At 74.3% G+C, this 11,831-nt stretch carries 9 protein-coding genes; 6 read left to right on the top strand and 3 right to left on the bottom strand.

The window, feature by feature from the left end; all coding sequences use genetic code 11:
* Positions 1 to 59 precede the first annotated feature (59 nt).
* Positions 60 to 893, top strand: coding sequence for a DUF1206 domain-containing protein (locus tag FB558_RS14005; protein WP_170231296.1), 834 nt, complete (start codon positions 60 to 62; stop codon positions 891 to 893).
* Between the two features lie 350 nt (positions 894 to 1,243).
* Here the strand turns inward: FB558_RS14005 and FB558_RS14000 are convergent, their stop codons facing one another.
* Positions 1,244 to 1,843 carry a TetR/AcrR family transcriptional regulator gene (locus FB558_RS14000; protein ID WP_142052714.1) on the bottom strand — a complete coding sequence of 200 codons (600 nt, stop codon included), beginning with the start codon at positions 1,841 to 1,843 and terminating at the stop codon, positions 1,244 to 1,246.
* Between the two features lie 79 nt (positions 1,844 to 1,922).
* Here FB558_RS14000 and FB558_RS13995 point away from each other — a divergent pair, with 79 nt between their 5' ends.
* The 5 genes from FB558_RS13995 (at position 1,923) to FB558_RS13975 (ending at position 7,748) form a co-directional block, all read left to right on the top strand.
* Positions 1,923 to 2,924 carry a saccharopine dehydrogenase family protein gene (locus FB558_RS13995; protein ID WP_142052711.1) on the top strand — a complete coding sequence of 334 codons (1,002 nt, stop codon included), beginning with the start codon at positions 1,923 to 1,925 and terminating at the stop codon, positions 2,922 to 2,924.
* A gap of 125 nt (positions 2,925 to 3,049) precedes the next feature.
* A complete protein-coding gene (locus FB558_RS13990; RefSeq protein ID WP_142052708.1) occupies positions 3,050 to 4,270 on the top strand; it encodes an ATP-binding protein in 1,221 nt (406 codons plus the stop codon).
* 183 nt (positions 4,271 to 4,453) lie between these two features.
* On the top strand, positions 4,454 to 4,771 hold the full coding sequence (locus FB558_RS13985; protein WP_211366386.1) for a GroES family chaperonin: 318 nt from the start codon (positions 4,454 to 4,456) through the stop codon (positions 4,769 to 4,771).
* A 99-nt stretch (positions 4,772 to 4,870) separates the two neighbouring features.
* The gene (locus FB558_RS13980; RefSeq protein WP_142052705.1) at positions 4,871 to 7,270 is read left to right on the top strand and encodes a VanW family protein; all 2,400 of its coding nucleotides are present in this window, start codon (positions 4,871 to 4,873) and stop codon (positions 7,268 to 7,270) included.
* A gap of 52 nt (positions 7,271 to 7,322) precedes the next feature.
* Positions 7,323 to 7,748, top strand: coding sequence for a CBS domain-containing protein (locus FB558_RS13975; RefSeq protein WP_142052702.1), 426 nt, complete (start codon positions 7,323 to 7,325; stop codon positions 7,746 to 7,748).
* A 52-nt stretch (positions 7,749 to 7,800) separates the two neighbouring features.
* On the opposite strand, the gene FB558_RS13970 is transcribed toward FB558_RS13975, so the two are convergent.
* Positions 7,801 to 10,653, bottom strand: coding sequence for a glycoside hydrolase family 2 TIM barrel-domain containing protein (locus tag FB558_RS13970; protein WP_246106417.1), 2,853 nt, complete (start codon positions 10,651 to 10,653; stop codon positions 7,801 to 7,803).
* Complete coding sequence (locus FB558_RS13965) at positions 10,650 to 11,702, bottom strand: LacI family DNA-binding transcriptional regulator (RefSeq protein WP_342787313.1); 1,053 nt, start codon at positions 11,700 to 11,702, stop codon at positions 10,650 to 10,652. Before FB558_RS13965 ends, FB558_RS13970 begins: the two co-directional genes overlap by 4 nt.
* Between the last annotated feature and the right edge of the window lie 129 nt (positions 11,703 to 11,831).

Here is an 11,831-nt window from a genome sequence, read left to right as displayed (position 1 = left end):
AGGGAATGCGCAATACGACGGCAGAGACTGCGATGAGCGGCGGAGGGGTACGGGATCGGATGGCACGCCCGCTCGTCCACCTGCGCAGGAAGGTGCGGGAGGGCCGGTCCGACGCGCCGGGCCGCGTCGTCGACGCGCTCGGGCGGATCGGCCTCGTCGGCTACGGCGTCGTGCACCTCATCGTGGCGTGGCTGGCGCTGCAGGTGGCCTTCGGCGTGCCGGACGCTCCCCCGGACGCCGACGGCGCCGTCGGCACGATCGCCCGCACCCCGGGCGGCGTGTTCGCCCTCGGGATCGCCGCCGTCGGCCTGATGGCCTTCGCGTTGTGGCAGGTCACGGCGGCCGCGGTGGGCTTCCGCTGGGTGTCGGGCGGCGAGCGGATGCGCAAGCGGGTGGGCGCGGTCGCGAAGGCGATCGCGATGTCCGGGCTCGCGCTGATCATCCTGTCCTACCTCACCGGAATGCACTCCGGGCGCGGCACCAGGGTGCAGGCCGTGGCGGCCGACGTGCTGGCACTCCCCGCGGGGCGGGTGCTGCTCGGGATCGCCGCCGGGGTGGTCCTCTTCCTCGCAGGCGCGATGACCTACACGGGAGTGCGGCGCACGTTCATGGGCGACCTCGACGTCCGCCGCCTCGGCCGGGGCGTCCGGCACACGATCGAGGTCGTGGGTGTGGCGGGGCACCTCGCGCGGGCGCTCGCCCTCGGCGTCGTCGGCGTGCTGGCCGGGGCCGCTGCCCTGTTCGCCGATCCGGAGCGGGCCGGCGGCCTCGACGCGGCGCTGCGGACCCTCGGCACCACCGGGCTCGGGGCAGGTCTGCTCGCAGTGGTGGCGATCGGCTTCGCCGCCTTCGGGCTGTTCTGCGTGGCGGACGCGGCCACCCGGCGGGCCTGATCGTCGTTTCTCGCACTGTCTAGCGGATCGGCGATAGAGCGGTAGAGCGACCGATCGACTGTCGTCGGCGCGCCCGGGATGCAGGGCTCCCGGCGGACGGGTCGGGTGGGGTTCTGCGAACGGGGCTCTGGTGCGGCGGTTCTCGCGCGTGCGCGCCCACGGGAGCGTGTTCAGTTGGACGCGACGGCCGTCCGGGCAGCGGAACAGCGCGGACGTCGACCTGATCAGGCCGATCGCTGGAAGTGGTGCGAGGGCGACAAACCTGTCGCCGTGACACCACTCCTGGCGATCACCCCGGCGAGAAGAACGTGACCGTGCTGGTAAGGGCCGTGACGGGCGACTCGCACTGATCACGCCTCCCGGGCGTCCTCGCTGGTGAGGCCGCCGACGATCAGGTCGGCCAGTGCGGTGACGGCGTCGGCGGTGGTGGTGCGCTCCCGGGCCAGCTCGGCGGCGATCGACTCGGCCGCTCCGAGCGCGCCGACGCAGCGCAGCCGGAGTGCCCCCGTCGACAGGGCGGAGTGCGGTGCCAGGGCGGCGACCATCACGTCCGTGTAGTCGTCGAGCATCTCGCACAGGCTCGCCTCCATCTCCGGGTTCCCCTTCAGCGCGGCGGAGACGGCGGCGAACTCGGGCATGTCGGTGGCGCAGGCGAAGTAGGCGGCGCTCATCACGCGGGCGATCGCGCCGGCGGTGGGTGCGGCCGTCCGCAGCGCCTCGGCGAGTGCGGCCCGGTGCCGTTCCTCGAGCCGCCGGTAGAGCGCGAGCAGGAGACCGGCGCGCGTGCCGAAGTGGTCGTACGCGATCGGCCTGCTCACCCCGGCGGCCTCCGCGAGCGTGACGAGGGTCAGGCCGTCGGCCCCGTGGGCTCGCACGATCCGCACGGCGGCGTCGAGCAGCTTCTCCCGCCTGGCCTGCTTGGGCAGCCGGGCCGGTCGCGTGGTCGTCATCGCCCTCCTTGCATGCGCCGGCCAGACTAAGCTACAAAGTGTAAGTTACAAAATGTAGCTACGAGGGAACGAGGTAGTCGTGCAGCCGGTACTGATCTTGGGTGGCTCGGGCCAGGCGGGTGCGGGCGCCGCGGCCGTCCTGCGGAGGTGGCACCCCGCGCTGCCGCTGGTGATCGGGGGGCGCGACATCGACCGCGCGCGGCGGGTGGCCGACGGGCTCGGGGCGGCGACGGCCGCCGTCATCGACGTGGGGCGTGACGACCTCGGCCTCCCGGCCGACCACGCCAGCTCGGCGGTGGTCGCCGCGCTGTGGGACGACCACCTGCACGGGCTGCGCCACGCGCAGCGACGCGGGGTGCCCTACATCGGCATCTCCAGCGGGCTGGTCGAGATCGCACCGGAGGTGGTCGCCGGCGCCCAGCGGGCGGGTGCGGCGCCGATCCTGCTGGCCAGCCACTACTGCGCCGGCACCGCCGTGCTCGCGACGTTGCACCTGGCCCGGGACTTCGGCCGCGTCGACACCATCCGCATCGGCGCCGTCCTCGACGCGCTCGACACCGGCGGACCTGCGGGTATCGCGGACCTGGAGCGCTTGTCCACCGCCACCTCGGCGGGTCTGGAACGCCGTGACGGCGTCTTCTCCTGGGTCGCGGGTCCCGACGCGCAGGGCGAGGTGCGCACCCTCGACGGCACCGTCCTGCCGGCGCAGAGCATCCCGATCCTCGACGTGCCGAGCCTCGCCCTCGCGACGGGTGCGCGGGACGTGCGCTTCGACCTCGCGGTCGGTGAGTCCGCCGGCCGGCGCCGCGGGGGCCCGCCGTCCGTCGAGACCCGCATCGACATCGCGGGGGCGGACCCGGCGGGTGCGCCGCTGCGCACCACCCGGTACCTCGTCCACCCGGAGGGGCAGCGGCCCCTGACGTCGCTCGGCATCGCCCTCGGCGTGGAGCGGCTGCTCGGGATGCGGGGCGGACCCGTCCTGCCGGGCGTCCACACCCCCGAGTCGCTGCTCGACCCGTCCTACGCGATGGAGCGGTTGGTCGCGCTCGGCGGCTCCGTCGTCGACGCGCCTGCGGGCTGATCGCGGATTCTCGGGCTCTCTAGGGAGGGCCCGAGAAAGCGGTAGAGCGGCCGATCGGCGACACGCCATCGCCTTCGATAGCCGCTTCTAGGGTCTGAGCAAGATCCGCCGATACCGTCCGATGGGTGGACCCCGTGCGCAACCCGTTCGCGCCCGGAGCGGGCCAGCGGCCCCCCGAGCTCGCCGGCCGGGACAAGGAGCTCGACGCGTTCGAGATCGTGCTGGAGCGCGTGTCCCGGGGCCGGCCCGAGCGCAGCCTGGTGCTCACGGGCCTGCGCGGCGTCGGGAAGACGGTCCTGCTCGGCGAGCTGCGGTCGATGGCGCTGCGGGCCGGCTGGGGGGCCGGCAAGATCGAGGCGCGGCCGGACGCGGACCTGCGCCGTCCCCTCGCCGCGGCCCTGCACCGGGCGATCCGCGACCTCGCCGTGCGCCACCGCGACCCGGAACGGGCGGGCGACGAGCCCGTCGATCCGGAGCGCGCCGACGAGGTACTGGGCGTGCTCAAGGCGTTCGCCCTGCGCTCGGCGCCGGACGGGGCGAAGCTGCGCGACCGGTGGCAACCCGGCATCGACGTGCCCGTGACGAGCGGCCGGGCCGACTCGGGGGACATCGAGATCGACCTCGTCGAGCTGTTCACCGAGGTGGCCGAGCTCGCCAAGGACGTCGGCACCGGCGTGGCGCTGCTCATCGACGAGATGCAGGACCTGCGCCCCGACGACGTCTCGGCGCTCTGCGCGGCGTGCCACGAGCTGTCCCAGTCACGCGCTCCGCTCGTCGTGGTGGGCGCGGGCCTGCCGCACCTGCCCGCGGTGCTCTCGGCGTCCAAGTCGTACTCGGAGCGGTTGTTCAAGTACTCCCGCATCGACAAGCTCGACCGCGCCGACGCCGACTTCGCGCTCCTGGCCCCCGCCGAGCGCGAGGACGCCACCTTCGACGTCGACGCCCTCGACGTGCTGTACGAGGCGTCCGGCGGCTACCCGTACTTCGTGCAGGCCTACGGCAAGGCGGCCTGGGACGCCGCCCCGCGCAGCCCCATCGGGCCCGCGGACGTGAAGCTCGCCGCGCCGGAGGCCGAGGGCGAGCTGGCCGTCGGCTTCTTCGGTTCGCGCTACGAGCGGGCCACCCCGGCCGAGCGGGAGTACCTGCGGGCGATGGCCGAGCTGACGGAGGGCCGGGACGAGCCCGTGGGCACCTCCGGCATCGCCGACCACCTGTCGCGCAAGGCCTCGTCGCTCTCCCCGGCCCGCGACAGCCTGTTGAAGAAGGGGCTCGTCTTCTCGGCGCAGCGCGGGCAGATCGCGTTCACGGTTCCCCACTTCGGCCGGTACCTGCTCACCCAGCCCTGATCCGCGTTCGTCCGAACAGGTGAAACCGGCTCAGATCCCGGTCAGGGGTAACGGTGGGGCCCCCATGTCCGATTTCACCTACAGCCCCGTGGTGCTGTCGGACCCCCGACCTGACAGCACCGCGGGGCTTTCCCGTACGGGCCGGTCAGTGCGGTGTCGGACCCGGCTCGTAGCATCGTGCCGGTGCAGGACGCCAAGCTCGAGATCCAGATGCTGCACGACCGGGTGTTGGTGAAACCGGAGTCGTCCGGCGAGCGGCGCAGCGGAGCCGGGATCGTCATCCCGGCAACCGCAGAGGTCGCCAAGCGTCTTGTATGGGGGGAGGTACTCGGTATCGGAGCGCATGTGCGCACCGTGAAGGTGGGCGACCGCGTGCTGTTCGCGCGCGACGACCAGTACGAGGTCGACGTGCACGGGTCCACCTACCTGGTCCTGCGGGAGCGGGAGGTGCACGCCGTCGCCACGGAGCGCACGGAGCACGGTACGGGGCTGTACCTGTGACGAACCGGGCTGCCGCCCGGTCCGAGGTTGAGGGGAACGGACTTCATGCCCGAGCGGCAGTCTTCGCCTGGGGAGGCGACGGCAACTCCGGAGCCGGAGATGACGCAGAACGGACACGGCGCGGCCGAAGCGCACGGGAGCGGCTCGGCGGGGGGCACCGAGCAGGCCGCGCCGGGTGAGCGGGGCCAGGCGCCCGACGAGGTCGCCGCCGTCCCCGGGGGAGCGGGCACCGGCGGTGAGCAGCCGGCGCGCCCGTCGCCGTCGCCGCGGCCCGCGCCCGGCCCACGTGACGACGCCGAGGACGACAGCGAGAGCCCGACGGTGCGCACGCCGTCCGGGCGGGCCGGCTCGGCGCCGCCCGCCGGGCCGCCGTCGGGACGGCCGGGCAACGACCAGGTTCCGAACGGACACGCCCCGGCCGGTCAGGCCCCGGCGGTTCAGGCCCCGGCCGGCCAGGCTCCGAACGGTCAGGCCTCGAACGGTCACCTCGCGAACGGCCAGGCCCCGAACGGGCAGCTCGCGACCGGTCAGGTCCCGAACGGTCGCGTCCCGAACGGCGCTCCGAACGGCCCGGCCGGCAGCGGTGAGGCGAACGGCCACCCGTCCGGCGGGGAAGCGGCCACCGTCGCCGTCCCGGCCGGCCGCGCGTCCTGGCCGCCCGCCGACGCCGAGGCCACCCAGGTCCTGCCGCGCACGCCGTCCCGGCCCGTCGTCGAGCAGGCCACCGAGCGGATCCCGGTCGCGGCGCGCCCGCCGGTGGATCCGCCCACGCGGGTCGGCGGCATGAACGACTTCGACGGGCCGGGCGGGCCCGGCGGCCCGGGCGGTCGCCGCGGCCGCGGTCGACGGCGCCTGCTGGTGCTCTCGGCCGTGGTGGTCGGGCTCGGCCTGCTGTACGTCGGTGACCTGCTGCTGAGCTCCGGCTCGGTGCCGCGCGGGGTCACGGTGGCCGGCGTCGGTGTGGGGGGCATGTCCCTGGCCGACGCCGAGGAGCGGTTGCGGGCCGAGATCGGTCCCCGCACCGAGGCACCGATCCCGGTCACGGTCGGCGACGTGCGCGGCGAGATCGAACCCGTCGCGGCGGGGCTGTCGGTCGACTGGGCCGGCACCCTGGAGCAGGCCGGCTCCCAGCCGCTCAACCCGATCACGCGGATCACCTCGTTCTTCAGCGAGCGCGAGGTCGGCGTGGTCACGAGCGCCGACCCCACCGCGCTGAGCCAGGCGCTCGAGCAGCTCGGTCCGGTCGTCGACCGGGAGCCGGTCGAGGGGTCGGTGCGGTTCGAGGGCACGCAGCCGCAGCCGGTGGACCCGCAGCCCGGCCAGCGGCTCGACGTGCCTGCGTCCGCCGAGGTCCTGCAGCGGGAGTGGGCGAACGGGAACGCCGTCGCGCTGCCCCTCACCGAGCTGCCGGCCACCACCACGGCCGAGGACGTCACCACCGCGATCGAGCAGGTCGCGCGGCCCGCGGTCGCCGCCCCGGTCACGGTCATCGGGGAGAACGACGTGCGCGGCGAGCTCACCCCCGAGGTGATCGCGGCGTCGCTGAGCTTCGTGGCCGCGAACGGCGACCTGGTACCGGAGCTGAACCAGCAGGCCGTGCAGGACGCGCTCGCGCCGCAGATGGCGGCGTCCGAGGTGCCCGGGCGCGATGCCACGTTCGAGTTCTCCGGCGGCCGGCCGGTCGTCGTCCCGTCCCAGGACGGGCGGGGCGTCGACTACGAGGCCACGCTCGCCCAGCTGCTCGACGTGCTCGCCGGTCCGCCGCCGCGGGAGATCACCGCCGTGTACGCCGACCAGCCCGCTGAGGTCACCACCGAGGAGCTGCAGGCGCTGGGCAACCCGGAGGTCATCGGCGAGTTCACCACCGGCGGGTTCGCCGCTGACTCGGGCGTGAACATCCGCCGTGCCGCCCAGCTGATCAACGGCACCGTCGTGCAGCCGGGCGAGACGTTCAGCCTCGATGACGCCACCGGACCGCGCACCGCGGCCAACGGGTACGTGGAGGCCGGCGTGATCCAGGACGGGCGGTCGTCGCGCGGCATCGCGGGCGGGGCGTCGCAGGTGTCCACCACGCTCTACAACGCCGCGTACTTCGCGGGGATGACGCTGGTCGAGCACCAGGCGCACAGTTACTACATCAGCCGGTACCCGGCCGGGCGGGAAGCGACGATCGCCACCGGGGCCATCGACAACCGGTTCCGCAACGACAACCCCACGCCGGTGCTGATCCGCACCGTCTGGACCCCGACCGCGCTCACCGTCCAGATCTTCGGTCAGCGCCAGTTCGAGGTCACCGGGTCGTTCGGGCCGCGTACCAAGCCCACCGAGCCCAACGAGCTGACGTTGCCGGCGGGCGAGGACTGCCACCCCAGCAACGGCAGCCCCGGCTTCACGATCACCGACACCCGCACGCTGCGCAACGTCAGCACCGGTGAGACGCGCACCGAGACCATCACCACGCGGTACAACCCGGCGCCGCGGATCGTGTGCGAGGAGTGAGCGCTGGCCGTACCCTCGATCCGTCACCGACGACGAGATTCGGGGGTTCGGGATGCGGATCGCGGACGTGCTGCGGAACAAGGGCAATGCCGTGGCCACGGTGGAACCGGGCGCCACGGTCAGCCGGTTGATCAGTGAGCTCGCCGCCCACAACGTGGGCGCGCTGCCCGTCGTCGACGGCGGGCGAATCGTCGGCATCGTCTCGGAGCGGGACGTCGTGCGCCGGTTGCACGCCGGCGGCCCGGGGCTGCTCGAGGCGCGGGTGGCCGACATCATGACCACCGAGGTCACCACCTGCAGTCCCAGCGACGACGTCACCGACCTCGCTGCCGTGATGACCGCCCGCCGCTTCCGGCACCTGCCCGTGGTGGTCGACGGTGAGCTGGCGGGCATCGTCAGCATCGGCGACCTGGTGAAGGCCCGGATCGACCTGCTCGAGTCCGAGCGGGCGCAGCTGCAGAGCTACATCGTCGGGTGAGGCGACCGCGGCCGCGTCCTCATGAGGCAGGACGCGACCGCGGCTCAGGCGATCAGGCGGGCGTCAGCACGAGCCGCAGGGATGCGGGCTCCGCGTACAGCTCGTGCTGGGGAAGCACGTCCGGGCCGCAGCTCGCGGTGCCGACGCCGCGGTGGGCGAGGTCCACGGTGAGCCAGACCCGGTCGCCCGGCACCAGGTCGACGGGGTGCCGCGCGGCGGCGAGGTCGGCGCTGGTCCAGCGCCGCACGGTCAGGCCGAACGTCGCCGGTCCGTCCTCCGCGGCCACCCGCAGCCCGGTGCCGGAGCCGCCGGTGATCTCGGCCCAGCGCACGTCCGTGCGCCTGCCGTTCTCCTGCGGCATGACGTAGGGCGTCTGCAGGGCGTCGATCGAGCTGGTGAACCGGCCGACGCGGGCGGCGGCCCGGGTGTCCGGATAGGCCTCGCCGGGGCCGCCGCCGTACCAGGTGACGGTGTCCAGGTCGGCGGGCAGCGACCACAGCAGGCCCAGCCGGGGCAGCGACCCGGTCCACTCGCCCTCGGGTTGCACGGAGACGTCGAGCTGCAGCCCGGCACCGGCGAGGGGCGTCCAGCGCATCGTGGTGAGCAGTCCGACGTCGAGGGCGGCCGGCGCGGTGCGGGTGCGGACGACGATGCTCCCGTCCTCGTGCCGGACGTCCTGCACGCGGTGCCGCAGCCGGTCCAGGCCGATGGCCTGCCACCCGACGGCCGCGGCGTCGGGGCGGATCCGGTCGTTGTCGGTGGGTGCCCGCCACGCGTCCAGGCGTGGGCCGTCGACGGCGAGCCCGGCGAGCCCGGTCAGCACGCCGCGCACCGGGTCGAGCGCGATCGGGCCGTCGGCGCGGATGGCCTCGGCCGGGGGCCGCTCCGCCAGCCGCACCTGGCCCCAGGCGATCTCGTGCCCGGCCTTCGCCCAGGGTTCGTCCGCCGCGAGAACGGCGCGCACCGTCAGCCACGTCTCGGCGCCACCGTCCGCCTTCGCGGGAAGGTCCAGCTCGACGCTCCCGCCCGGCGCGACCGAGGGGACGTCCAGCTCGCCCGCGGCGACCTCCGCGCCCTCCTCCTCAGCGGTCCAGGTGAACCGCAGGTGGGCGAGGTCGCGCGCCTCGTACAGGTTCGTGATGCGCAGCGGGCCGTCCGCCGCACCGCTGATCCGCACCGGCTCGATGACCTTGGCGAACTCGTGCAGGCCCGGCGAGGGCGTCCGGTCGGGGAAGAGCAGGCCGTCGGCGACGAAGTTGCCGTCGTGCAGCTCCTCGCCGAAGTCGCCGCCGTAGCCGTAGAACTCCCGGCCCTGCGCGTCGCGGGTCCGGATGCCGTGGTCGATCCACTCCCAGATGAACCCGCCCTGGCAGCGGGGGTGGGCCTCGAACAGCTGCTGGTACTCGGTGAGCCCGCCGGGGCCGTTGCCCATCGCGTGCCCGTACTCGCAGAGCACGAACGGGGACTCCCGCCGCGCGGCGTCCTGCACCGGGTCGACGCCGCGGGCAGGCTCCTCGCGGCGGCCGATCAGCTCGACCTCGTCGTGCGGGGCGTACATGCGGCTGTAGACGTCGGACCAGCGCCCGTCGGGGGCCCGCTCGTAGTGCACCGGGCGCCCCGGGTCGCGGTCCTTCGCGTAGCCGTACATCAGTGCGAGGTTGCGGCCGGTCCCCGACTCGTTGCCCAGCGACCACATGATGACGCTGGCGTGGTTCTTGTCCCGCTCGACCATCCGGCGCATCCGGTCGGCGAGCGCCTCGGCCCACGTCGGGTCGTCCGTGGGGTTGCGGCGCCAGCCGACGTGCTCGAAGCCGTGGGTCTCGAAGTCGCACTCGTCCACGACGTACAGGCCGTACTCGTCGCACAGGTCGAGGAACCGGGGGTGCGGCGGGTAGTGGCTGGTGCGCACGGCGTTGATGTTGTGCCGCTTCATCAGCAGCACGTCGTCGAGCATGTCCTGCTCGGTGACCGCGCGGCCGCGGTCGGGGTGGAACTCGTGCCGGTTCACCCCGCGCAGCAGCACGCGGTTGCCGTTGACGGTGAGCAGCCCGTCCGCGATGCGCACGGTGCGGAACCCGACCCGCAGGTCCACGCGCTCGGTGTCGGTGACCACCTGCACGTCGTAGAGGCGCGGCACCTCGGCGCTCCACGGCTGCACGGCCTCCAGGCGGACCTCCTCGCCGGGTGCGACGTCGACGCCCAGCTCGGGCAGCAGCACCCGGGCCTGCGGGGCGCCGTCGACGTCCACGCGGAACCTGCCGGCGCCCCCGTAGTAGCCGGCGTGCACGTACACGTCGTCGACGCCGCCGTCCGGCCGGGACAGCAGCGCGACGTCGCGGAAGATCCCCGACATCCACCACATGTCCTGGTCCTCGAGGTAGCTGCCCGCCGACCACTGGTGCACGCGGACGGCCACGAGGTTGTCCTCCCCCGGCCGGACCACCTCGGTGACGTCGAACTCCGCAGGCAGCCTGCTGCCCTGCGCGGTGCCGACCTCGTGCCCGTTGACCCAGACCGCGAAGCAGGAGTCGACGCCCTCGAAGCGCAGCACGACCCGGCCACCCGCCCAGCCGGCGGGCACGGCGATCGTGCGCCGGTAGCTGCCCGTCGGGTTCTCCGTCGGCACGTGCGGCGGGTCGATCGGGAAGGGGTAGCGGACGTTGGTGTAGGCGGGCCGGCCGTAGCCGTGCAGCTGCCAGTGCGCGGGCACCGGCAGCTCCGCCCAGCCGCCGTCGTCGAAGCCCGGGTCGGAGAACCCGGCGGGCGCCTCCGCGACCGTGGCGGCCAGGTCGAACCGCCACTGCCCGTTCAGGCTGAGCCGGGGCGCATCGGACGTCACCGCCGCGCGGGGCGGGAGCATGCGGGCGTCCGGAAGCGGGTCCTCGTGGTAGGGCAGGGACGTCACTGCGGCATTCCTCCTGCAGGTGGGGGTGGGGTGTAGCGGCCGGTGCTGGAGCGGACGACGAGGTCGGGGAGCATTCGCACGGGTACGGGCTCGGTGCCGGCCCCCTCGATCTGGGCGAGCAGCATGCCGACGGCGCGGCGGCCCTCGTCGGCGAAGTCCTGGCGCAGGGTGGTGAGCGGCGGGATGAGGTAGGCGGCCTCGGGGACGTCGTCGAACCCGACGACGCTCACGTCGCCGGGCACGGCGCGCCCCGCCTCGTGCAGCGCGCGCAGCAGCCCGATCGCCATCTGGTCGTTGGCGGCGAACACGGCGCTGACACCCGGGTCGGCGGCGAGCACGTGGCCCGCCTCGTACCCGGAGCGCGCGCTCCAGTCGCCCTGCAGCGGCTCGTGCACCGGCGCCCCTGCGGCCTCGAGGGCGGCCCGCCACCCGTCGGCGCGGGAACGCGCGGCGGCCCAGCGCAGCGGCCCCGCCAGGTGCCGGACGGTGGGGTGGCCGAGGTCGAGCAGGTGCCGGACGGCGCTGCGCGCGCCCGCGGCGCCGTCGAAGCCGACGCCCGCCGCCAGGTCGTCCAGCCCACCGCGGAGCACCACGAGCGGACCGCCCGCCTGCAGCTCCCGCAGCGCGGCGGCGGCGTCGACCTCCGGGTCGATCGCCACGATGCCCTCGACGCCCTGCGCGGTCAGCCGCTCGCCTGCCGCGAGCGCCGACGCGCGGTCGAACCGCGAGAGCGTCTCCGTGCTGACCGAGTAGCCGGCGTCCCGGGCCGCCTCGTCGACGCCGCGCAGCGTCCGCACCGGCCCGTGCAGGTCGGAGCCGGTCGCGACGATGCCGATCGTGTGCGAGCGGCCGGAGGCCAGGGAACGCGCGGCGAGGCTGGGGCGGTAGCCGAGCTCGCGCATCGCGGCCAGGACGCGCTCCCGGGTCGAGCCGCGCACGCCGGGCTGGTCGTTGATCACCCGGGAGACGGTCTGGTAGGAGACGCCGGCGCGCGCCGCGACGTCGAGCATGACGGGCGCGCCGTCCCGCCCCCGCCCGCTCCGGACCACGCCGCCTCCGTGAACGCTCACAATCCTGGGCCGCCGAACACAGGCCGCACCTTCGTGAACGCTCACATTAGGCGTCACAACCGACCGCCGCCCCCGCCGATATGACACACTTCACACAGCGAGTGGCCA

This window comes from Pseudonocardia kunmingensis (assembly GCF_006716445.1).
GTDB classification, from domain to species: domain Bacteria; phylum Actinomycetota; class Actinomycetes; order Mycobacteriales; family Pseudonocardiaceae; genus Pseudonocardia; species Pseudonocardia kunmingensis.
This window is presented reverse-complemented; position numbering and strand designations above follow the sequence as displayed.

Excerpts from the sequence above, each read along its gene's own strand:
- FB558_RS14000 (WP_142052714.1), bottom strand. The coding sequence starts at position 1,843 with ATGACGACCACGCGACCGGCCCGGCTGCCCAAGCAGGCCAGGCGGGAG.
- FB558_RS13980 (WP_142052705.1), top strand. The coding sequence starts at position 4,871 with ATGACGCAGAACGGACACGGCGCGGCCGAAGCGCACGGGAGCGGCTCG.
- FB558_RS14005 (WP_170231296.1), top strand. The coding sequence starts at position 60 with ATGGCACGCCCGCTCGTCCACCTGCGCAGGAAGGTGCGGGAGGGCCGG.
- FB558_RS13975 (WP_142052702.1), top strand. The coding sequence starts at position 7,323 with ATGCGGATCGCGGACGTGCTGCGGAACAAGGGCAATGCCGTGGCCACG.